This is a genomic window from Acinetobacter sp. YH12156 (assembly GCF_013418235.1).
GTDB classification, from domain to species: Bacteria; Pseudomonadota; Gammaproteobacteria; order Pseudomonadales; family Moraxellaceae; genus Acinetobacter; species Acinetobacter pseudolwoffii.
In genome coordinates this window covers 77725-101161 of sequence record NZ_VPCL01000010.1, presented here as the reverse complement: position 1 = coordinate 101161, position 23437 = coordinate 77725, and the positions used below count along the sequence as shown (strand labels likewise).

Sequence of the window (23437 nt, the reverse complement as noted above, 5' to 3'; positions counted from 1 at the left end):
GCACGGTATTATGATTTCGAATTTTCCAATGCCATATCCGGATGAGCTGATTTACAGCGTAATTGCACGTTATGCTGTTCACAATGGGATTCTGAGTCCAAAATATCTCACCGAAGAATTATTCAACAACAGAAACTTAACACCAACTTACGATTTACCCTCTCATCTAGACAGGTTGGCCAGCTATTTACCAGATCAATATGATGCACTTATTTTAATCAGCCAACATACCCTATTACCAATTTATCAACTATTTCAAACTAAAACAATGATGAGTTATGCTGTGCAGGCATTAAGGAATGAACAGTATCAATCACTGCACATTAAATTGGGAAAAAATGCATCGCGGATCAAATCTGTGAGTTTTTTCAGATTCTGTCCAGGTTGCTGGAAAGACCAGATGGAGCAATATGGTGAAGTTTACTGGAAACGTAGCTGGCAGATTACTGGATACGAGTACTGTACCCAACATGAGCAACCTCTCTTTGTGAGTGCTATCCCTTGCAACGGGGTAGACAGAAAATTTTACTGTGCTCACTTAAATACCCTGAAAAGTTCTTCACAGCTTGTATTTAATCCTCAGGACTTAAATCACCATATCGAGCTTGTGGGACTGATTGAAGAGCTACTCGCTCATTCAACACCCTTCAATGTGCAGGATTTTTCTACTGTATCAGATGCTTATTTTCTTATCTTAAAAGATAGGGAATTACTATCAGGCCGTAAAAATATCAATTACGAAAAAGTCCGCCAATTAGTCATTGAATATTGGGGCGAAAGTTTTCTTCAATATTATCATTTAGGTGATCTGCTGTCTGAGAACTGCTGGCTCAAAAATATCTGTAGGAAACACCGCAAGGCGTTTTCTTATCTTGAGCATCTAATCGCATTAAAAGCTCTTGTTCCAGAGAAAAATCCGATTGAAACATATAAGCAATATATTCACCTAGCATCCATGGATCTAGAGGAAGCCACCACAACAGTAACAATATCTATGGATAATAAAGTAGATCGAACATTATCTGAGGACCAAAAACAATGGACAAAATTAATCCTAGAAAGGCCTGTCAAACAGGCTCGCCAACAAAATAGCTCACTGTATGCTCGCTTATATCGCAATCATAAAGATTGGCTATTATTTATCAATAAATCAGCTTTAACTCCCCCGCCTTCTATCCCTAAACCACGTATTGACTGGAGAGCTCGAGATCGACAGTTTGTTAAACAACTCATCAAAATACGGGATGAATTATTAGAAGATCTAGACTCCCCACAATGGACAAAAAAGTTTTTTATTAGACAACTGGGTTCAGTGAGTATGATTGAAAAAAACTGGAATTTTTTCCCATTGACTTCAGTCTTTTTAGATCGTTATGCTGAGTCTGTGGATTGTTACCAAATACGTCGTCTGACTCGAACCTATATTCGTCAACAAACTGAAAATAAAGACTATCCACCAAGTGTTTTTTTACGTGAATCTGGATTAAGTGAGCAGCGATTGACACCAGAAGCACGTCGATTCTTTAAGAATATTCTGGGGAAATAAAAGTGGCTAACCTTCCATTCGTATGTTTACCTGAAGCAACACAATACTACAGTGCAACACAGATAACTCATCGTGGTAAAACTCGTTTCAATATTAAAACTACAATGCGCGATTCCGAAGAAAAGCGTTTTTTTCATTCAAAAAGACCAATTGAAAGTATCCTTTTATACCACTACAAAACACCACTGAGCAGTGTTTTCCCTGTACGTTTAGTCAACCATAAGCTCACTCAAATCAATTTGGGATTTTTGAACGAGACCAATGCAGAAAATTCAACTGTAAATACCCATCCGACATATCGCAATCGTCCCTGCTTCAGTTTCCAATATCACAATCCAGGAGATGCTTTGGAGGGGTGGACCATCCAATTACCTAAACTGGTACTCGCACGAGATCTTTTTTTCTCTCATCCTTATTTATTACGTGCTGCATTATTTTCTGAAAGATATACAACTGATGTCTTAATTGATCGTAATGATGCTAAAGCCTTTCATATTTTTGTTGCACCAAACAGAAAAATAACAGCCAAGGATCTAAAGGACCCTGTTTTTCTAAAAAAACTAGCATTAATTTTATTACACCCTGAATTAAATCAATCTTTTTTAAGTATTTATGAAAAAACCATTAAAAACCAAGCTCAATCTAAAGCCTATGATTTTGATATGGATGCTCCTATCCTCAAAAACATTGAACTTGATGTTGATGGATGTATTTATTCAGACAGCAAAATATTTCGGATCGAACGTATCAATTCATTCGGAAATTTAGAAACAGGAATAGATAAACCTGTTAAATTTCATTTTTTATCCCAAAAAAGTTTTGGACAGGCTAAAGATATACTAGATAAAAACCAGCATACTAAAAAACAGACAAGTCAGGATAAATCTAAATTTGATGATGAAGCTAACGCTGATATTGATCAGGAAATTACACAACTCAAAAATATTGTGGGGGAAATTTATACCATAGAAGACCTACAAATCTCACTAAATACTTCATGCTCAGAAATTAATATAACAAGACGAAATACAAGTAGGGAAGCTCTTCATGAGGACCAACCATTTGCTGGTGGAGAAGGAGAAGACGAAGGCACCCTTCCAGGATTTAGCATAGAGGCAGAAAATAATTTTACAAGTTCAACTTATCAAGACCTTAGCAAAATGCTGAAAAAAATAGAAGGCAAAGGCTATAAAGTCAAACAAATTCATAATAAGTCTTTCATAAAATATGGCCGATTCAGAGGGCATAAATTGACTAATGGTCAAAATCGCCGATTTTATGTAAATCTAATACTCGACAGAGAAGATAATGAGCTTTTTTATTTATGTGAAATTGATACCTCTGATGGAAAAAAGAATATTTCCACATTACTGATACCATACGATGTTAATGCAAATAAAATCTTCCTGAACAAAACCTTAGAATCTTTCAAAATTGCAATTTTATCGCAGTCTTTAAGTTGGCCAAAAGACTTTATTAACAAAGTTTGTAATATCCAGTCATATATAATGATTAACCATATTTCAAAAAAAGATCACGTTGTATCAAATACTTATCATGCAGACTGGGCACAGCGCATTCTAGAAAAATGGAAATCTATATATGACTCACCATAAATCTCCAAAGTTATTCTCTAACAAAAGTACTGATCGTGAGATCTTACAATTACTGGCTGAATATTCTGGAATGCTGGCTCACAAAATTACGAATGAAGGAAGCTGAATTAAATAATTTTGGCTCTAGACTACCAGCATATATTATATATTTTTCTTATTTTCAGGGATTTTAATGACTTACATGACCAAACTGACCTGCTTTAAAGCCTATGATATTCGTGGCAAACTCGATACTGAACTCAATGAAGATATTGCCTATCGGATTGGTCGTGCCTATGGACAGATCTATCAACCAAAAACCGTGGTGATTGGCTGTGATATTCGACTCAGCAGTGAAAGCTTAAAACAGGCCACCATTCACGGTTTAAATGATGCGGGTGTCAATGTTCTGGATCTGGGCATGACCGGCACGGAAGAAGTCTATTTTGGCGCCTTCCATCTGGATGTGCAAGGTGGCATTGAAATCACGGCCAGCCATAATCCGATGGACTATAATGGCATGAAACTGGTACGTGAAAATGCCCGTCCAATTAGTGCCGATACTGGTCTTAAAGAGATTCAGGCTTTAGCAGAATCAGATGAATTTATTGACGTCAGCAATAAAGGCCGTACTGAGAAATATAATATTCTGCCTGAATTTGTAAATCATCTGATGAGCTATATTGATCCGGCAAAAATCCGTCCGATGAAACTAGTCATGAATGCCGGGAATGGAGCAGCAGGCCATGTGATTGATGCCATTGAGCAAAAGTTTCAACAACTCAATATTCCGGTCGAATTTATCAAAATTCATCATGAAGCTGACGGCAATTTCCCGAACGGGATTCCCAATCCGATTTTAACTGAAAACCGTGACAGCACCCGTGATGCTGTGATTGAGCATGCTGCCGACATGGGCATTGCCTGGGATGGTGACTTTGACCGCTGCTTCCTGTTCGATGAAAAAGGCCAGTTTATTGAAGGCTATTATATTGTTGGTCTTTTGGCTCAAGCCTTCTTGCTAAAACAATCGGGTGAGAAAATTGTGCATGACCCGCGTTTGGTCTGGAATACACTGGATATTGTAGAGCAATATCAAGGGATCACGGTTCAGTCCAAGTCAGGTCACGCCTTTATTAAAGATGTGATGCGTGAGCATAATGCGGCCTATGGCGGTGAAATGAGTGCACATCATTATTTCCGTGACTTTGCCTATTGCGATAGCGGCATGATTCCATGGTTACTGGCTATTGCCGTATTATCAGAAACACAGCAATCTTTATCTTCTCTGGTGGAGGAGATGATCGCCAAGTTCCCATGCAGTGGTGAAATCAACTTTAAAGTCGCCGATACCCAAGCGACCATCCAAAAACTTTTCGATCATTATGCCGATCAGCAGCCGGAGATCGATCAGACCGATGGGGTCAGCCTTAATTTTGGTGCATGGCGTTTTAATGTGCGGGCATCGAATACTGAACCGCTATTGCGTCTGAATATTGAAAGCCGTCGTGATCATAATCCACGACCAATGCAGAATTATGTCGATGAGTTAACTCAGCTGATTCAGAGTTAATCTTCACGCATACAGCACAATAAAAATGGGAGCTGTTCATCAAAAGCTCCCGTTTTATATTTATATCGCTATAAAAATTTTAACGATAGCCATTCGGATTCTGCTTCTGCCAGTTCCAGCTGTCAGCGAGCATGTCCTCTAAACCATACTGAGGTTGCCAGCCCAACTCTTGGACTGCACGGGTATTGTCTGCAAAACAGGTGGCCACATCGCCTTCACGACGAGGGGCTAATTCAAATGCAATCGCAACACCATTCACCTGCTCAAACGTATCTTTAACTTGTAGAACCGAAATGCCATTACCTGTACCAATATTCCAGGCACGGCAACCTTGCGCAGTTAAACGATTATTGAGGGCACATAAGTGTGCATTGGCTAAGTCGACTACGTGTATATAATCGCGCACACCAGTCCCATCCACCGTGTCATAATCATGACCGAAAATAGATAGCTTTTCACGACGACCGACTGCCACTTGAGTCACAAAAGGCATCAGGTTATTGGGAATACCTTGTGGATCTTCCCCAATCTGGCCACTTTTATGCGCGCCGACCGGATTAAAATAACGTAATAAGGCAATCGACCAATGTTCATCCGCCACAGACAACTTTTCCAAGAGCTGCTCAACAATCAGCTTGGTATAGCCATAGTTATTGGTCGGCATTCCGGTAGGCATTTCTTCATTTAAAGGTGAAGGATTATTTTCGCCATACACCGTTGCTGAGGAACTAAACACCAGCTTAAAAACCTGCGCGCGCTGCATCGCCTGAACCAGGCTGATTGAACCGGCAATATTATTGTCAAAATAAGCCAATGGTATTTGCTGGCTTTCACCGACGGCTTTAAGCCCGGCAAAATGAATCACTGCATCAATGCTATTTTGCTGAAAGACTTGATCCAGTAACTGGCCATCCCGGATATCCCCTTCAATAAATGTCAGGCTTTTCTGGGTCAACTGTTGCACCCGATTTAAAGACTCAGCAGCGCTATTGCACAGATTATCTAAAACCACCACCTCATAGCCGGCATTTAATAACTCAACACAAGTATGCGAACCAATATAGCCTGCTCCACCGGTGACCAAAATTTTAGCCATGCTGCTTCCCTAATAAAATGTTAATTAAACCTTGAGTTGAACCATCCAGACCACCTAGCTCAGACTGTTCACCATTCAAAATAGGCAGCAACTGGTTGGCAATTTCCTTGCCTTTCTCCACGCCCCACTGGTCAAATGGGTTGATATTCCACAGCACTGATTGCACAAAGACCTTATGTTCATATAGAGCAATCAGCATACCCAGATTATAAGGATTCAGCTCTTGCATCAACAGCGTACTGCTCGGTTGGTTGCCTTCATACTGTTTATAGGCCGGCAAGCTCTCTAATTCTTTTTGGTCCAAGGCCTCATTCCCAAAGGCCAGTAAACGTGATTGCGCCAAGCAGTTAGAAAGGGCCAAATGATGCTGTTCAATTAATGCCTCAGCACTGTCTGCATAGGTATATTGCTGACTGTTATAGCGCTTGACCGGCGCAATAAAGTCACAGCTGACTGACTGCGTACCTTGATGGAGGAGCTGATAAAAGGCATGTTGCGCATTCGGTCCCACTTCGCCCCAAATAATCGGGCAGGTATCCAGCTGGACTTTTTCACCATCACGTTGAATCGACTTACCATTGGATTCCATTTCCAGCTGTTGCAAATAAGAAGCAAAGTATTTCAGTCGTCCATCATAAGGCAGGATCGCATGGGTCTGAATATCCAGAAAATTGTTATTCCATGCACCCAAGAGCCCCATCAACACCGGAATATTGCGCTCAAAAGGCTGATACTGAAAATGCTGATCGACCGCATAGGCACCGGCCAGCAGCTGCTTAAAACCTTCAATGCCGATACTCAGTGCAATCGGCAATCCGATACAGGACCACAGTGAATAGCGACCACCGACCCAGTCCCACAACAGTAGCTGGTTTTCCGGAGCAATTCCCCAGGCCGTCATTTTCTCCGGCTTGGTAGAAACTCCAATAAAATGATGCTTCAGAATATAGGGATGCTGACCCAAGGCCTTTTCTAACCACAAGCGTACTGTCTGGGCATTGGTCAGAGTATCAATCGTGCCAAATGATTTGGACGAAATAATAAATAGCGTGGTTTCCGGACGCAGTTGATGCAACAACTCGGACAGCTGACTGCCATCCATGGTCGAGACGAAATGCACATTGAGTGGCTGGGCAGACTGGTATTTAAAATCCGATAAGGCATGGGTGACCATTAGAGGGCCAAGATCTGATCCGCCCACGCCAATATTGACCACATCCTGAATCACTTCCCCGGTGGCACCACGACGCTGCCCGGCATGAATTTGCTCGACCAAGGCATACATGCGCTCAAGTTGAGCATGCACATCAGCGGCCAGATCGGCATGCTGCTGATCCTGGACTGGCAAGCGTAATGCCCAATGCATGGCAGCACGTTGCTCGGTATAATTAATGTCCTGATTTGAAAATAAAGACCCGATCCAGGATCTTAAGTTTTGTGCATCTGCCCATTCAATCAGGTCCTCCATCACCGTGTTATCAATTCTGTGTTTACTATAATCGAAGACCAGCTGTTCAAACTGAATTGAATATTTGTTAAAACGCTGAGGATCGGCGGCAAACAGTTCTCGTAGATGCACCGCATCAAGTTGTTCTTTGCTCGAGGCGAGTTTTTGACACACAGTTTCAGTATTTAGATCTGGTTTAAGCTGACTTAACATTAACGTCCCACCCCAATATAATTAAAACCACGCGCCTTGATATAGGCCGGATCATACAGATTACGCCCATCCAAAATCAGGGGATGCTGCATCAGTTTAATGAGGTGTGGATAATCTGGACTACCATACTGTTTCCAGGCAGTCATCAAACATAAGGCATCTGCCCCCTCAACTGCCTGATATTGATCTTCACACAGTATTAGATCCTGCCGTGTCCCATAGACTTTTTTAATATTGGCCAATGCTTGCGGATCATGCAGTTTGACCGTCACCCCTTGCGCCCATAATGCAGTGAGCATGGCATGCACTGGAGATTGCTGGATGCTCGGGGTATTTTCTTTAAAGGCTGCGCCCCAAATCGCCACCACTTTTCCCTGTAAATCGCCACGGAAATAATTCCATAGTTTGCGGAACAGTAATTCTTTTTGTTGTTCGTTAATCTCCCAGACCTGTTCCAGTAACTGGTTTTTTACCCCTGAATCTGCTACTGCATGCGTTAAGGTGCGGATATCATGCGAGAAGTTCTCTCCACCAAAACCGACGCCCGGAAACAGATAAGCCGAACCAATCCGGTTATCCGCCGCCATGCCTTGGCGCACCTGTTCAATATCGATGCCGAGTTTTTCTGCCACGCTGGCCAGATCATTCATATAACTGATCCGGGTGGCCAGCATGCCGGAAATACTGAGTTTGGTAAATTCGGCATCCAGTACCGGCATAAACAGATACTGCTGCGCACGCGGAAACAAGGGGCGTAACAGCTCTCTGATTTTAGCCTGTGCATCTGCATGATCACAGCCCATGATCAGCTGCGTGGCCTGAACAAAACTACGCAGGGCATTACCTTCCTGAATAATATCGGGCAGATAAATCCAGTCATCATTCGGCAGCAGTTGCTGAAAACGTTGGGTACCATGCAAGCCAAAGGTCGAAGCATTAATCATCAGCTTGGGATGAGCAAAACAGGCATGCCGAATGGTATCCAGCATCTGAAATGCCTGCTGCTCTTCGGTGGCGTTAAAACTAAAGAAAAAAACATCCTGATTAAAATCCAGATGCTGAAAATCACAACAGTTTAAAAAACCGGATTTTTCCTGTTTGTGCAGCAATGACTGCAAGGATTCATCCTGAAAATAAGTCCGGGCCGGCTCATCTGCACTGAAGCTGTTACACCACACCACCTGATGACCACATTCAGATAAAAGGGCCGAAATGACCCCGGAAAATAAGGTTTTCCCCAGTACTGCGACTTTCATAGTATTCCTTGGTTATTATTTTTTATTATAAAGCGAGTTCTTGGATCAACGCTTTAAACTCGCGACCAAGCTTGGGATGATCAACCCCATAATGTAATACAGCTTTAAGATAGCCAAGTTTGTTGCCACAGTCAAAAGTTTGACCTTTCATGCGATAAGCTTCCACTGCTTCAGTCTGCTGTAACATGGCAATCGCATCGGTGAGCTGAATTTCATTGCCTGCCCCGCGTGGTGTCTGTTCCAGAAGCTGCATGATTTTTGCCGGCAGGATATAACGCCCCACCACAGACAGATTCGATGGTGCCGTCCCGACTGCCGGTTTCTCGACAATCCCTTGCATCACAGTACTGTGACCTTCGGCAGGTGACTCTGCCACATCGACAATGCCATATTGATCCACCAGATGGTTAGGTACCGCTTCGACCATGATTTGTGCTGCTGCAGAGGCTTCATAACGCTGAATCATTAAGCTCAAGTCATTCTGAGTCTGTGTATCTTTCACCAGAACATCAGGAAGCAGGACCGCAAAGTCATCTTCACCAATCACGGCTTTCGCACATAGTACCGCATGCCCCAAACCTAATGGCTGCGGTTGACGTACGCTAATAATACTGACACCTACCGGTAAAATTTCAGTAATTTCTTTGAGTAAATCGGTTTTGTTTTTTTGCGCAAGCGTAGTTTCCAGCTCAAAGTTACGATCAAAGTAATTTTCAATCGATGCCTTGGAAGAATGCGTCACCAAAATAATTTGTTCAATTCCGGCGGCTACCGCTTCACGGACCACATATTCAATCGCCGGACGGTCGACCACCGTGACCATTTCTTTGGGAATCGATTTGCTGGCCGGTAAAAAACGTGTACCGAGGCCTGCCACAGGAAGAATTGCTTTCTTAATCATATCTATAAATAACCTAGTTCACTTGAATGTCATTACCACGGACATAACCATCGACATAGTATTCCAGCTGCGCCAATGCCCATTCAATATCGGATTGGGTCGCTGAAAGTTCATGCATCCGGTTAAAGACCTCCAGGATTTCTGCCAATGGATAATGCTTCTCGACTGATCTCAAAATACGCTTATGCGAGGTAATTTCTGTATTTTCTTCATCAATCAGCAGTTCTTCATACAGCTTTTCACCCGGACGTAAGCCGGTATATTGAATTTCAATATCGCCATTTGGATTTTTTTCTTCACGGACTTTAAGTCCACTGAGTGAAATCATTTGTCGTGCCAGATCCTGAATCCGTACCGGTTCACCCATATCCAGCAAGAACACATCTCCACCGGTACCGAGGGCACCAGCCTGAATCACCAGCTGCGAGGCTTCCGGAATGGTCATAAAGAAACGGGTCACTTCGGGATCGGTCACCGTAATTGGCCCACCCTTGGCAATCTGCTGTTTAAACAGCGGTACCACCGAGCCCGAAGAACCCAGTACATTACCAAAGCGGACAATACTGATCTGGGTCTGGTCCTGAGCTTCTGCCATGGCCTGACAATAAAGCTCTGCCATCCGCTTGGTCGCACCCATCACGTTGGTCGGACGTACTGCTTTATCGGTTGAAATCAGTACAAAGGTTTCAACGCCTTTTTTCACCGCAGCATTGACACTAAATGCCGTTCCCACCGCGTTATTTTTCAGGCCTGCTAATGGGTTACACTCCACCAGAGGTACATGTTTATAAGCCGCTGCATGATAAACTGTTTGGATCTCATATTGTTCAATCACCCGCTCCAGCTTGCGTTCATCCAGTACTGAGCCCAGGATCGGAATAATGTCACATGTGGCAGTGAGACGTAATTCTTTATCAATACTATATAAAGCAAATTCTGTCAGTTCATAAATGATAATTTTGGCCGGCTGGTTTTTAATAATCTGGCGACAAAGCTCAGAACCAATTGAGCCACCTGCGCCTGTCACCATCACCACTTTATCTTGAATATTTTTGGCTAAAAGTTCTGCCACCGGAGGTACCGGATCGCGGCCCAGCAGGTCAATAATATCCACTTCCTGAATATCGGAAATTCGAATTTCACCATCGACCAGTTTAGTCAGGCCGGGAATTTCAGTAATTTTAAGATGTGCGGGTTCTAAAAATTTAACGATTTCACTTTTACGTATCCGCCCGACTGAGGGCAGTGCAATCAAAATTTCACTAATCTTTAATTTAGGGAAATATTTCAAAGCAATATCTGGTAAATAAACTTGAATCCCACCAATATTTTGGCCATTTAAAGACGGATTATCGTCAATAAATATAATCGGCACATGCTCATTGGAGCGATTTAAGGTGGCTGCCACCTGTTGCCCTGCATTCCCAGCGCCGTAAATCGCGATACGTTTTTTAGGCACTCCGGCCTGTAAATAAGAACGCACGATAAAACGGATAAAACCTCGGCTAAACCAGACCCAGGCAAACATCATAAAGCCAAACATCAACGGGATGGATGTCGGAATAAAGGCATGGGTACTATAAGCCAATAAATACAGGCCAATCACGGATAAGATCGTTGCCAAACCCAGTTTAACAATAAAAAATTCATTGAAGGTACGCACAATAAAGCGATATACACCGCAGAGAAATAGAGCCAATACAGCAATAGCACTGACCCAAACCGCACCAAAAGGAATATTCGGTACAACTTCTGCGCCGAGGTCAAACTGGCGGATGGCATAACACAGCCAGATTAGAACAGGGAAAATACAAAAGTCTAAAATGACTAAAAATGCGAGTTTTGCTGAACGTGGAGATTCAACCAGAGGAATTACAAGAGATTTCATATATTTTTCAGCACGTCATATCTTAATTTAAAGAAGTTGTTATTAAGACTTATGTTCTATGATACTTCCCACTTCCAAGAAAGAAAATGTAGGGATAATATTATTACTTGCAACTTTCACCCCAATACTTAAGTGTACAAATTGTTCAACCACCACATCATGGTCCAATAATGTACCCATATTTAAAATAGCACCATCTTGAATAATGGTATTTGTTCCAATAACACACCCAGCCATAATACTTACCCCCTGCCCTATTTTCGCACTAGGAGCAATGACGGTTTGTGGATGTATAATAGTCGTAATTGGTATAGATAAATCAAGCAGTAATTGTTGCCACTTTTGTCGTATTTGGTTATTTCCAACCGCAATGATGGCCTCGAAATCTTGTTGCTTGATTAAGGATAAGTTTTGAATATTTGAAACAATAGGATAACAACCTGCCCATTCCTGCTCAGGCCATCGATCATCAACAAAAGAAATACTCTCCCAATTACCTAAAAGTTCAGCAACTTCAGCAATTGTTTGGCCAAAACCGCCTGCTCCTAAAATAAGCAATTTTTTTTCAGGCATCAGGATTTCCTGCTTTCAATTTGATGGCCAAGAATACTAATGGTAAATAAGCAATCAATATCGCGAATTCAGGATACGCCCATTGTTGGGTAGTCGTGATATAGGCGATTGGAAAGAGCCACAATAAATTAATAGCTGCTACCGCCAAAGTCACTGGCGTATGGTTGCCCCATTTACGCGATAAAATTTGATAGCTGTGGCTGCGATGCGCATCATACATTTTATAGCCACTGAGTACGCGTTTAATCAGGGTATAAGTCGCATCGACCACAAATACACCTAGACAAATAATCCATGCACAAAACAGCGCCAAGTTTTCTTTGAGGGCAATTAATGCCAAAATCCCTAATGTTAGCCCTAAAAACCCACTACAGGCATCGCCCATAAAAATTTTGGCTTTGGGAAAGTTCCATAATAGGAAGCCAAATACGCAAGCAGCTAATAACCAAAGTAGATCTGAATTCAGCGATGTATTTAGCAGAGAGTACAAAATTGCCATACTCACTGTGGCGGTAATGGCTTCAACACTGGCAATACCATTAATGCCATCCATAAAATTATATAGATTGAGTAACCACACCAAAAACAATACCGCAATGATATTGGCTACAAAGCCGAGTTGCAGACCATTAAAAGCAGTGACTTCGGCAAAACCACCTAAACTGATCACCGCACCTATAGCCACTAGAAAATGGATGGCTAGACGCAACATGGAATTGATATGCCCATGATCGTCTAAGAAACCAAGCAGTGCAATAACAAAACCTGCCCCCATAAGGGTTAAGCCTATATGGACTGTCAGTTGTTGGCTATAGATCAGCACAGCCAATGCCAATAAATAGCTACACACCACAGCTACACCACCACCACGTGGTGTGGGTACACTGTGGGAGCTTCGTTCATTGGGGTTGTCTATGATATTTTTCTTTAGGGCATAATGCCGCATGTAGCCTGTAAATAGTAATGTCAGTATAAAAAATACAATGCTCTGTGCAAAAATTAACATACTTGAATTACTCTTTCATTTTTAGATAATCTTGGCCTGCTTTCAACATGGCTTGCTGGGTACTTAACGGAGCTATCCAGCCCAACAACTTTTGAGCCTTGGAAGCATCTACTTCAAGTGATTCAAACAGTTGTTCATAAAGTTTGGATTTACCTACACATGCAGCCCCTAGTTTCATAAGAGGCTGTGGAATATAAATAAAATATGGCGGTTTTTCCATACCCTGTTTTAAATATTGCACCAGTTCACGTGTGGAAATGCTGTTCTGATCTGCCACTAAAAATGTCTGGTTGGCAGCGTTAGGATGCTCAATACAAACCTGAATAAAATCGACCAAGTTCTCAAGTGCGACAAAACTGCGTTTGTTTTGTGTACGTGCAAAAGGTAAAGGTAAATTGGTTGCAACCAGTTTAAGCAGTCGAGCAAAGTTACCTGGTGCATGTGCTGCATAAACCAATGGTGGACGGATAATGACTAACTCTGTGTCTGAGCCAGCAAATAGTTTCTTCAATTCTTCTTCAGCTTCTAGTTTGGAAACCGCATAATCTGCATGAGGTTGTGGTATAGCATCTTCTGTAAATGGTTGCTGTAAGGTCACTGAACCATTGACGCCTATAGAGCTCATAAAGATAAAACGTTTTACTTTTTTGTCCAAAGCCTGGCGCGCCAGTTGTAAAGTACCTTCTACATTGACTTTACGGAATTCAGTTAGGGGATCTACACTTTGATCATTTAAAATATGTGCACGACCTGCTAAATGAATAATAACATCTATATTATCAGGCAAGTTTGCTTTAAAAATATTGTTAGCTAAAATTTGCTCAATAAGTTGCTGTTCATCTTTCAATGATCTAACTAAAGAAATAACCTGATAGATATTTTTCTTAAGTAGCTCAAAAATCAAAGCTTTGCCAACAAAACCATTACCACCTGTAATTAATATTCTACTCATTATCCAATCTCAGAGTTTTAATGAATTTTTCAAGTAAAATATCTTGATGGTAATATTTTTCCAAAATAGTACGTGGCGAGTTCACCTGACTTGCCTGCTCTTTATCACAAATTTCATCTATTAGCTGTGCTAAATGCTGTGGAGAATTCGAGCCATCAACCCAACCAATTTGATGTTCTTTCACCATGCTTGCGACTTCTGCATTTTCATCCATAATCGCCAAAATAGGTCGATTTGCTGCCATACTAAAGTACGCTTTACTTGGCACACCTAACCCAAACATACCATCGGCTAAAGTAACGATCGCAACATCACAAGAACTCAAACCTAGACTACGCTGACTACTTGGTAGCTCATTTATATAAGCAACATTATTGAGCTTTTTATCATTCTCAATATAAGATTTTACCAACTCAGCAGCACTTCCTCCCCCAATGAATAAAAATTTTGCTTGAGGATGTTTGACTAACTGAATTGCTTGTATTAAATGGTCAATTCCTTGTACACGTCCAATATTTCCAAAAAATTGAAAGACAGTATCATTCTCCCAATTACATTGTTTGATCAAGTCCGAATCATTTTTGTCTCGTAATTCTATTTCTTTAAAATCAACCCAATTTGGAATAACCGTAATATCTTTTTTATAGTTTTTCTGACGCAGTACCATTTCCATATCACGACCAATTACAATAATATGATCTGCTTGTGCATAAATACGATTAAAAATACTATTTAGTATTTTAAAGAAAAATGAATTTTTCTTTAGTATTCCTGCAGGTACAAGATTTTGTGGAAAAACATCATGTACTAAAAGACACCACTTAAAAGGTTTAAATATTTTTAATATTGCAATCAATACCATTAAAAATAATGGATTTGTACCTGAAACAACCTGTGTATTACTATCTAAGTTACCTTTAATTTTTTTATAGAAAGTATGTGTTTGTTTTATTTGTCCCCAAACTCTAGAGATCAGACTGTTTTTGTTGTAAATAGGTGAATCAAATAAATTCAATTCAACCTTCTTATCAAAATGATCTGGAATATATTGCTCGTCTGCTGGTGCAATTACAGATATATGATCTGTAATTGCACTTTGCGCCATTTTTTGAATAATTTTATGCCAGAAGTAACCTGTCGAATTTTGTTCAGGCAAAATAAATTCAGAAACAACAATAATTTTTTTCACAATATAAGCCTTAGTACTTCTTCCACACCACACGGTTTATATAGTCGGTATAGCTTAAAATAATCCGCGCAATCTTTTCACTCACATTGGGCATACTATAGTCAGCAACTAAGCGTAGTAATCTTTCTTCGCCACGTGGTTGATGATCCAGAATATCTAGGCCTTGCAAAATGCGTTCAGCAGTTAAACCCACCATCATTACCGCCGCTTCTTCCATTCCTTCTGGACGCTCATGTGCCTGACGTAAATTTAAAGCAGGAAAGTTCAAAATTGAAGATTCTTCATTAATGGTACCACTGTCGGACAACGTAGCTTTTGCAGAAAGCTGCAACTTGTTATAGTCACTAAAACCTAGTGGCTTTAACAGTTGAATGAGTGGATGAAATTCAATATTGAGTTGTTCAATACGCTTACGAGTACGTGGATGTGTTGAAACAATCACAGGATATTGATATTTTTCAGCCACTGCATTGAGCATTTCGACCAAATCTAAGAAGTTTTGGTCTGAGTTAATATTTTCTTCGCGGTGTGCGCTGACAATAAAATATTGATGCTCTTTTAGACCTAAACGCTCTAGCACATCTGAAGCTTCAACTTTAGCTTTGTAGTGATGTAGCACTTCAAACATTGGACTGCCTGTTTTAATCACCTGATCTGCGGGTAAACCTTCAGCCAATAAGTAATCTCGTGCAATCGTACTATAGGTCAAGTTAATATCAGCCGTATGATCGACAATACGACGATTAATTTCTTCTGGCACACGCATATCAAAACAACGGTTTCCTGCTTCCATATGGAAGGTTGGAATCTTACGACGCTTGGCAGGAATGACCGCCATACAGCTATTGGTATCACCTAACACTAGTAATGCTTCTGGCTGGACTTCTTCCAAAACTTTATCAACTGCAATAATGACATTACCAATCGTTTCAGCGCCTGTTGCACCCGCAGCATTTAAAAAATGATCTGGCTTACGAATACCTAGATCGGTAAAGAAAATTTCATTCAGTTCATAATCATAATTTTGACCCGTATGTACCAATACATGATCAAAATATTTATCACACGCCGTCATCACACGTGATAAACGAATAATTTCAGGACGAGTACCAACGACCGTCATTAATTTTAATTTTTTCACAATTTCAACTCTTAATTCGTTAATGGCATAGCATAGGTATCTGGTTTTTCACGGTCAAAAATTTCATTTGCCCATAACATAACAAACATTTCTTCATCACCAATATTGGTAATGTCATGCGTCCAGCCCGGTACAGTTTCTACAATTCGTGGTTCACTCCCACAAGTTTCAAGCTTATAGAACTCACCTGTCACCACATGCTGAAACTTAAATAATGCCTTACCTTTAATGACCAAAAATTTTTCAGTTTTAGTATGGTGATAATGGCCACCACGAGTAATACCCGGATGTGCAGTAAAGTAAGAAAATTGCCCGGCATCTGGGGTTTTCAACATTTCGACAAACACACCGCGCTGATCGCCATATTTAGGTACGCTATAGTCAAATTGTTCAGGTTTTAAGAAACTTAAATAGGTTGAATAAAGTGCGCGAGTCAAACCTGTTCCGACAGGACCGGTAATTAAGGTATTGCGAGATTTTTTAAAATCTTGCAGTGTTCGTGCGAGTTCACCGACAGTGATTTGATATTCTGGCTCAATACTAAACAACTGTTCTACTTGTAACTCACCCTGAATAATATGCCAGAATGACTCTACAACATCATCGACATACACTAAACGAATAACTGCCTTTTCATCATGAATCTGGATCGGTAAATCATTTGCAGTGTTATAGCAGAATGTCGCTACAGCCGAATTGTAGTTTGGACGTGACCACTTACCGAACACATTGGCTAAACGGCAAACATAGACCTGATTGCCCTGCTGTTGCTGCAGCTCCACTAAAGCCTGTTCACCACCCAATTTACTCTGACCATAGGCATTATCACGATCTGCCTGAATAGATGAAGAGAGAATAATCGGGGTTTGCTTTTCTGCTTGTCTAAGAATGTCTGCTATTTTTTGTGTGAGCGTAACATTCCCATCAACAAATTCTTGTTCATTTAAAGGACGATTAACTCCAGCTAAATGCACAATCCAGTCTGCAGCGAGTACAGATTGCTCTAATTCTTCTGAACTAGACTCTCGATTAAACTTTAAAACTTCGATTTCTGATTTTTCAGACAGAAATTGAGTTAAGTTTTTTGCAATAAAACCGTTGGAACCTGTGACTAAAATTTTCATGTTTAAGCCTCTGGATCAATATATTGACCTTGAGTTAAGGCACGTATAAATTCCAGCTTGAGTAAAAGCTTTTGCATACCTTCGACATCTAAGCGTTCAGTATTATGGGAGTTATAATCTTCATATTGAGTAATTTTTAAATCACCATCTTCAACATATTTTGAGTAGTTGAGGTCACGTTGATCGGCTGGAACGCGATAATAATAACCCTGATCTAAAGCAACTGCCATTTCTTCACGGCTCAATAAAGCTTCAAAAGCCTTTTCACCATGACGCGTCCCCATAATTGAAATAGGATGCTCTGGCACATTTAATAACTGAGTTAAAGCCTGCGCTAGCACATGAATTGTGGCTGCAGGCGCTTTTTGGACAAAAATATCACCGTTTTGACCATGTTCAAATGCATATAAAACCAGGTCGACAGCATCATCCAAAGTCATCATAAAGCGAGTCATATTTGGATCAGTTATTGTCAAAGGTTTCCCTTGACGAATTTGATCTACAAACAAAGGAATAACTGAGCCACGTGAAGCCATCACGTTACCATAACGTGTACAGCAAATAGTGGTATCTAATTCTTCTAGGTTACGTGATTTCGCGACAATGACTTTCTCCATCATTGCTTTTGAGATACCCATTGCATTGATTGGATATACAGCTTTATCTGTACTTAAACATACGATACGTTTAACATGATTTTGAATAGCTGCTTCTAAAACATTTTCTGTGCCAATTACATTGGTTTTAACTGCTTCCATTGGGTGAAATTCACAGGAAGGTACTTGTTTAAGTGCAGCAGCATGGTAAATATAATCCACACCGCGGGTTGCATTTAAAATACTGTTATAATCGCGTACATCACCAATATAAAACTTAAGCTTAGATGACTGATATTTTTTACGCATATCATCTTGCTTTTTTTCATCACGACTAAAAATCCGAATTTCTTTAATATCCGTTTCCAAAAAGCGTTTTAGAACAGCATTACCAAAAGAACCTGTACCACCTGTAATAAGAAGGGTTTTTCCTTTAAACATTTATATCTCTCTATTTACACAATTTTTCCAAATTTTTTCATATTGGTGACATACTGTTTCTAAGGTATATTCACTTTTTACTTTCAAATATGCATTGTCTGCAAAAATTTTAGCTTGATTTGGATCTGAAATTATAAAATCTAGCGCTTCAGTTAGAGCGTCTACATTTTTAGGCTCTACCACTAATCCTGCAGGATTAGAATATTCATCATTCAACATACTCGCTACAGCACCAACCCTTGTAGCTACGATAGGGCATTGCATAGCCATGGCTTCAATAATTACATTGGGAAAACCTTCTGTATAGCTTGGAAGTACGAGAACTGTAGCGCGTTTCATTGCATTCAAAACTTCTACTTTTTCTAAAGCACCAGTAAACGTAATTTTATCCGATTTTATACCCGCTAATTCAATAATCTGATTTTTAATCTCTAATTCAAAAGGTCCTATTAATATTAATTCATCAACATTACTTAATAAGGAAAAAGATTGGACTAGCTCAAATATACCTTTATTTCTTGTCACATGTCCTACAAAAATAACGCGTCTATAAGCACTTTTATCACTTAATCGGCAATATTCTTGAGTATTCATTACATCTTCAACTGATTCTGAGATCGGATTAGGAATAATAAATATATGCTTAAAACCTTGAGCTATAAGCGTTTGATATGAAGTATCGTCAAGTACAATGACTGATGAACTTAGTGAAATAACTTTCTGTAAAATTTTCCACTCCCAATTATTTAGTTTACTAATTTCAGGAATACGCCCAAAACGAAAATGTATAGTTAAAGGAATATTAAATAACTTAGCAATATAAACAAAAAGAATATCCTTCCACAAACCAAGGGAACCACTACTAGTTAAATGAATTACATTTGGCTTATATTTTAATAAGTAATAAAAAAAAATAATAAATGTTCTTATTCCATCTTGAATACCTGAAATTAATCTTGAAAAAAAACTAAGTTTCGTTATATTTCGAAATCGAATTGCTGTATTTTGATGAATAATATTTATATCAGACTCTTTTTTGTCTTTTAATTCGTAATATTTAATTATATTCATGGTCCAAGTTGCGATACCCCCAACAGGAGGTGGCAGTGGAGATAACAATAAAACTTTCACAATAATTTACTCAAAAATTAAATAATTAAAATCAAATATTTACTTAGAGCAAAATCTTCATTACTAAGCTCTAAAGCTTTGTTCTACTCTAAAATTTTGCTTGCTGAAGTTAGGACTCAACACCATGATCCTTTTGTTTAAAAGTTATAACAAAATTCACTAATTGTCATTGAGTACCACCAAATCCGAGACTATCAACCCATAATCTTTTCATAATTAATAGACCTCTTGTGTTAGTCAAAATTTAAACAGCCACAAGCTATATTTTATAAGGTTTTAGCCGATTCAAAAATTAGGTAAAAGTGTACTTTCACAAGAGCTCTAATTATTTAGGGATAAAACTCAGAAAAAATGGAGTTAATACAGGATTATTCATGAAAATACTGTTTTTTTAAAAAAGAAAGTATTTTATTACTTGCATTCCCATCACCATATGGATTATGAGCATGAGACATTTCCTCATAAAGAGTTTTATTATCTATCAGCTTTTGAACTTCCGCAATAATGATATTAACGTTAGTTCCCACTAGTCGAACAGTACCTGCATCCACAGCTTCAGGGCGTTCAGTAGTATCTCGCATTACTAAAACTGGCTTGCCTAAACCAGGTGCTTCTTCTTGCACACCACCACTATCGGTCAGTACTAAATAAGAATTCTGCATTAAATATACAAAAGGCTCATAGCCTAGTGGTTCAATTAAATGAATATTACTCAAACTACCTAATAAACGTTTCACAGGCTCTTGAACGTTTGGATTTAAATGAACAGGATATATGAAATGTATTTCAGGATTACTTTTTGCCAATTGTACAAGTGCAGTACAGATATTTTCAAAACCATCACCAAAATTCTCTCGGCGATGTCCTGTCACTAATATATAACGCTTATCAACTACTTCTAGACTTAAATCGGCTTGAATTAAAGTGTTTTGAATAGTTTCACGTAAAGCAAAAGATGATTCAATTTTTCTCACCACCATTTGTAGTGCATCAATCACCGTATTTCCTGTGACTACAATCTGTGATTTCGGTATATTTTCTGCCAACAATGCATTTTGATTACGTACAGTAGGTGCAAAATGCCATTGTGCTAAGCGACCAGTTAAAACACGATTTGCTTCTTCTGGCCATGGTGAATACATATTGTTAGTACGTAAACCTGCTTCAACATGTCCAATAGGAATTTGTTGATAGAAAGCTGCTAATGAGGCGCCAAATGTTGTAGCTGTATCCCCATGAACTAAAACAATATCAGGTTGGAAGTCTTTTAAAATATCACGTAATCCCAATAATACACCTGAAGTTACATCATATAAATCTTGACCTGATTTCATTAAATTTAAATCGTAATCAGGTTTAATTTCAAACAACTCTAAGACTTGATCTAACATTTCACGATGCTGTGCAGTCACTGCAACTTTAGCAACAAAAAAATCATCCCCCTCTAAAGCTTTGACTAAAGGAGCCATTTTTATCGCTTCAGGTCGTGTTCCAAATACTGATAGTACCTTCATTAGTTTCTTACTCCACAGAAATCTAAAATCTGTTTACTCTCAGGAATAGGGATATTTTTAAATTCTTTATGTGCGACTAGAAATACAATGATATTGGCTTTATCTATAGCTTCTTCTAGTTCAGAAATTTTATAGTAAGGGTGGTCAATAACATTTGGCTCAACAATAAAATATTGCTCAGTTTGAGCTTTTTGAAGTATTTTTTGTGTAATATAAACTGCAGGTGATTCTCTCAGATCATCAATATTTGGTTTAAATGCAAGACCCATTAAAGCGATTGAAGGCGTACGGCTGTGCTTGATCTCAAAATCCTTTATTGACAGCGTAACTTTTTCAGCACACCAAAAAGCTTTATAGTTATTAATCTCTCGAGCTTTACCAATAATTTGAGATTCCATTGGAAATTCAGCAGTAATAAAGTATGGATCTACAGCTATACAATGCCCCCCAACTCCACTCCCTGGTTGAAGAATGTTAACACGCGGGTGTTTATTCGCTAAGCGGATAAGCTCCCAAACATTAATATCAGCTTTATCACAAATGAGAGAAAGTTCATTCGCGAAAGCAATTTGAACATCTCTTGATGAATTTTCAGTCAACTTGCACATTTCAGCGGTACGAGCATTTGTTTGATGCAATTCACCTTTAACAAATTGCTGATAAAACTCGACTGCTTTTTTAGTAGATTTTTCGTCTATACCACCAATAACACGATCATTATTCACAAGCTCATACATTACGTTACCAGGTAATACACGTTCAGGGCAGTAAGCAATATGTAACCGATCTTTTAGCTCCGGCCGTTGAGTGTAAATAAAGTCACGCATTTTTTCCGTTGTACCAACGGGAGAAGTTGATTCGATAATATATAGATCATTTTCTTTTAATAATGGTAAAATGCTTTCTGTAGCGGCTTGTATATAAGAAATATCCGGCTCATGATTATTTTTAAATGGCGTAGGTACAACAATAAGATAAGTATTTGCTATTTCAGGTTGAGTATCGGCTTTTAAAAAGCCAGATTTTACAGCCTTTTCGACAATTTGCTCTAATTCTGGCTCTACAATATGTATTTTCCCCTGATTTATTATATCAACAACTTTTTGAGATATATCTACACCGTGTACATAAATTTTTTGACTAGCAATCAATGCTGATGTTGGTAGTCCTATATATCCAAGACCCAGGGTAGTAACTGTATCTTTCATTAATTAAACCTTATAAATTAAACATTATTTAAGAGATAAACTTAGAGTCTTCCAAGCTTCTTCAGGAGAATAAAGATAACGCTTTTTGATGACATTTTCTTTCAATTTTCTAATTAATTCTGGATATTTAAGTAAGTAAATAGTTTTTTCAATAAATTTTTCATCATTATCAAATTCTACGATATATCCTGTTTCATCATTATCAATAAATTCTTTTGCATTTAGCCAATTTATTGCAATAACAGGCACTCCAGAAATATATGAGTCAAGGATTGAACCTGGAAAACCCTCTGTAAAATACTTGGTCGGAAATAACATGAAATCATAATCAGCCAGTACAGCATGTATCTTATTAGGTTGTAATACACCACAATATTTTACATTACTTTCAGATAATGATTTATCAAAATCTTTTTGATAAAAATCTGAAATAGGACCATATATATCAATTTCTACATTAGAAATATTTTCTTGACGAATTTTCTCTGAAAGCTTAAATATTAAATCTACCCCCTTCATAGGTTGAACACGAGCAAAAAAAACCAATTTTAATAAATGATTAACAGAACTTGATATCACAGGATACTCAACATTTCTAAAATTGTTTAGCACTACTACATTTGAAAAATTATAATTATTTTTCAAACTCCTGCTTAGATTTTCAGTCTGTACAAAGAGATTATTCACTCTTGAAAGGAGTTGTTGATGTAGTGGCTTATCCTTTATGAAATTACTAAGCCAACCACCAACAGCAACAATGTTTAACTTGGTTTTTTTAATTTTACAAATAAAAAATATAAGTATAAACAGATATTTAATATTATTGTGCGCCGCAATATCAAATACCAAATCTGATTTAAGCAACAAATAGATCAATTTAAAAAAGTACAGTTTATTGACTTTAAATTGCTGTGTGTCAAAAAAATTTAATTTAATATTATTATCTATATTTTTATCTAATAAGTCATAAATACTTCTAGTCCTAATAGTTTGACCATCAAGCTGATTATTTAAATAACCAAAGTAACCAATCACAAGAATATTCAT

Annotated in this window: 19 protein-coding genes; 3 read left to right on the top strand and 16 right to left on the bottom strand. The window is 38.8% G+C overall.

All coding sequences use genetic code 11. From position 1 onward, the window contains the following. Positions 1–10: 10 nt before the first annotated feature. From FTU87_RS09525 to FTU87_RS09515, 3 genes are all read left to right on the top strand, one after another. Positions 11–1546 (top strand): TnsD family Tn7-like transposition protein, encoded by a 1536-nt coding sequence (locus tag FTU87_RS09525; protein ID WP_180097146.1) that lies wholly within the window; start codon positions 11–13, stop codon positions 1544–1546. Between the two features lie 2 nt (positions 1547–1548). Continuing rightward, the gene (locus tag FTU87_RS15230; RefSeq protein ID WP_180097144.1) at positions 1549–3162 is read left to right on the top strand and encodes a Tn7-like element transposition protein TnsE; all 1614 of its coding nucleotides are present in this window, start codon (positions 1549–1551) and stop codon (positions 3160–3162) included. A 181-nt stretch (positions 3163–3343) separates the two neighbouring features. Beyond that, positions 3344–4714, top strand: a complete 1371-nt coding sequence (locus tag FTU87_RS09515; protein WP_180097205.1) for a phosphomannomutase CpsG — start codon at positions 3344–3346, stop codon at positions 4712–4714. A 79-nt stretch (positions 4715–4793) separates the two neighbouring features. Here FTU87_RS09515 and galE read toward each other — a convergent pair whose 3' ends face one another. The 16 genes from galE to FTU87_RS09435 form a co-directional block, all read right to left on the bottom strand. Next, entirely contained in the window at positions 4794–5810 is a 1017-nt protein-coding gene (gene galE, locus FTU87_RS09510) for a UDP-glucose 4-epimerase GalE (protein WP_180097142.1), read from the bottom strand. After that, on the bottom strand, positions 5803–7470 hold the full coding sequence (gene pgi / locus FTU87_RS09505; protein ID WP_180097140.1) for a glucose-6-phosphate isomerase: 1668 nt from the start codon (positions 7468–7470) through the stop codon (positions 5803–5805). Before pgi ends, galE begins: the two co-directional genes overlap by 8 nt. Next, positions 7470–8726 carry a nucleotide sugar dehydrogenase gene (locus FTU87_RS09500; RefSeq protein WP_180097138.1) on the bottom strand — a complete coding sequence of 419 codons (1257 nt, stop codon included), beginning with the start codon at positions 8724–8726 and terminating at the stop codon, positions 7470–7472. Before FTU87_RS09500 ends, pgi begins: the two co-directional genes overlap by 1 nt. A gap of 25 nt (positions 8727–8751) precedes the next feature. After that, entirely contained in the window at positions 8752–9627 is an 876-nt protein-coding gene (gene galU, locus FTU87_RS09495) for a UTP--glucose-1-phosphate uridylyltransferase GalU (protein WP_180097136.1), read from the bottom strand. A gap of 13 nt (positions 9628–9640) precedes the next feature. Further along, positions 9641–11515, bottom strand: a complete 1875-nt coding sequence (locus tag FTU87_RS09490; RefSeq protein WP_180097134.1) for a nucleoside-diphosphate sugar epimerase/dehydratase — start codon at positions 11513–11515, stop codon at positions 9641–9643. A 42-nt stretch (positions 11516–11557) separates the two neighbouring features. Next, a complete protein-coding gene (locus tag FTU87_RS09485; protein WP_180097132.1) occupies positions 11558–12088 on the bottom strand; it encodes an acetyltransferase in 531 nt (176 codons plus the stop codon). Beyond that, entirely contained in the window at positions 12081–13094 is a 1014-nt protein-coding gene (locus FTU87_RS09480) for a glycosyltransferase family 4 protein (protein ID WP_180097130.1), read from the bottom strand. The genes FTU87_RS09485 and FTU87_RS09480 overlap by 8 nt, the downstream gene beginning before the upstream one ends. A 7-nt stretch (positions 13095–13101) precedes the next feature. Then, positions 13102–14046: an NAD-dependent epimerase/dehydratase family protein gene (locus tag FTU87_RS09475; RefSeq protein WP_180097128.1), complete on the bottom strand. Its 945-nt coding sequence runs from the start codon at positions 14044–14046 to the stop codon at positions 13102–13104. Next, a complete protein-coding gene (locus tag FTU87_RS09470; protein ID WP_180097126.1) occupies positions 14039–15235 on the bottom strand; it encodes a glycosyltransferase family 4 protein in 1197 nt (398 codons plus the stop codon). Before FTU87_RS09470 ends, FTU87_RS09475 begins: the two co-directional genes overlap by 8 nt. A gap of 10 nt (positions 15236–15245) precedes the next feature. Then, positions 15246–16376, bottom strand: a complete 1131-nt coding sequence (gene wecB / locus FTU87_RS09465) for a non-hydrolyzing UDP-N-acetylglucosamine 2-epimerase (protein WP_180097124.1) — start codon at positions 16374–16376, stop codon at positions 15246–15248. An 11-nt stretch (positions 16377–16387) separates the two neighbouring features. Next, a complete protein-coding gene (locus FTU87_RS09460) occupies positions 16388–17500 on the bottom strand; it encodes an NAD-dependent epimerase/dehydratase family protein (RefSeq protein WP_180097122.1) in 1113 nt (370 codons plus the stop codon). Positions 17501–17502: 2 nt separating this feature from the next. After that, positions 17503–18537: a polysaccharide biosynthesis protein gene (locus FTU87_RS09455; RefSeq protein ID WP_180097120.1), complete on the bottom strand. Its 1035-nt coding sequence runs from the start codon at positions 18535–18537 to the stop codon at positions 17503–17505. Next, complete coding sequence (locus tag FTU87_RS15300) at positions 18538–19668, bottom strand: glycosyltransferase family 4 protein (protein ID WP_180097118.1); 1131 nt, start codon at positions 19666–19668, stop codon at positions 18538–18540. A 368-nt stretch (positions 19669–20036) separates the two neighbouring features. After that, a complete protein-coding gene (wecB, locus tag FTU87_RS09445) occupies positions 20037–21182 on the bottom strand; it encodes a non-hydrolyzing UDP-N-acetylglucosamine 2-epimerase (RefSeq protein WP_180097116.1) in 1146 nt (381 codons plus the stop codon). Continuing rightward, positions 21182–22390: a UDP-N-acetyl-D-mannosamine dehydrogenase gene (wecC, locus tag FTU87_RS09440; protein ID WP_180097114.1), complete on the bottom strand. Its 1209-nt coding sequence runs from the start codon at positions 22388–22390 to the stop codon at positions 21182–21184. Before wecC ends, wecB (FTU87_RS09445) begins: the two co-directional genes overlap by 1 nt. A gap of 24 nt (positions 22391–22414) precedes the next feature. After that, a complete protein-coding gene (locus tag FTU87_RS09435) occupies positions 22415–23437 on the bottom strand; it encodes a glycosyltransferase family 4 protein (RefSeq protein WP_180097112.1) in 1023 nt (340 codons plus the stop codon).

What these genes read in the sequence shown, in the direction of transcription:
- FTU87_RS09525 (WP_180097146.1), top strand. Translation starts at nt 11, where the DNA reads ATGATTTCGAATTTTCCAATGCCATATCCGGATGAGCTGATTTACAGC.
- FTU87_RS09515 (WP_180097205.1), top strand. Translation starts at nt 3,344, where the DNA reads ATGACCAAACTGACCTGCTTTAAAGCCTATGATATTCGTGGCAAACTC.
- galE (WP_180097142.1), bottom strand. Translation starts at nt 5,810, where the DNA reads ATGGCTAAAATTTTGGTCACCGGTGGAGCAGGCTATATTGGTTCGCAT.
- pgi (WP_180097140.1), bottom strand. Translation starts at nt 7,470, where the DNA reads ATGTTAAGTCAGCTTAAACCAGATCTAAATACTGAAACTGTGTGTCAA.
- FTU87_RS09500 (WP_180097138.1), bottom strand. Translation starts at nt 8,726, where the DNA reads ATGAAAGTCGCAGTACTGGGGAAAACCTTATTTTCCGGGGTCATTTCG.
- galU (WP_180097136.1), bottom strand. Translation starts at nt 9,627, where the DNA reads ATGATTAAGAAAGCAATTCTTCCTGTGGCAGGCCTCGGTACACGTTTT.
- FTU87_RS09490 (WP_180097134.1), bottom strand. Translation starts at nt 11,515, where the DNA reads ATGAAATCTCTTGTAATTCCTCTGGTTGAATCTCCACGTTCAGCAAAA.
- FTU87_RS09485 (WP_180097132.1), bottom strand. Translation starts at nt 12,088, where the DNA reads ATGCCTGAAAAAAAATTGCTTATTTTAGGAGCAGGCGGTTTTGGCCAA.
- FTU87_RS09480 (WP_180097130.1), bottom strand. Translation starts at nt 13,094, where the DNA reads ATGTTAATTTTTGCACAGAGCATTGTATTTTTTATACTGACATTACTA.
- FTU87_RS09475 (WP_180097128.1), bottom strand. Translation starts at nt 14,046, where the DNA reads ATGAGTAGAATATTAATTACAGGTGGTAATGGTTTTGTTGGCAAAGCT.
- FTU87_RS09460 (WP_180097122.1), bottom strand. Translation starts at nt 17,500, where the DNA reads ATGAAAATTTTAGTCACAGGTTCCAACGGTTTTATTGCAAAAAACTTA.
- FTU87_RS09455 (WP_180097120.1), bottom strand. Translation starts at nt 18,537, where the DNA reads ATGTTTAAAGGAAAAACCCTTCTTATTACAGGTGGTACAGGTTCTTTT.
- wecB (WP_180097116.1), bottom strand. Translation starts at nt 21,182, where the DNA reads ATGAAGGTACTATCAGTATTTGGAACACGACCTGAAGCGATAAAAATG.
- wecC (WP_180097114.1), bottom strand. Translation starts at nt 22,390, where the DNA reads ATGAAAGATACAGTTACTACCCTGGGTCTTGGATATATAGGACTACCA.
- FTU87_RS09435 (WP_180097112.1), bottom strand. Translation starts at nt 23,437, where the DNA reads ATGAATATTCTTGTGATTGGTTACTTTGGTTATTTAAATAATCAGCTT.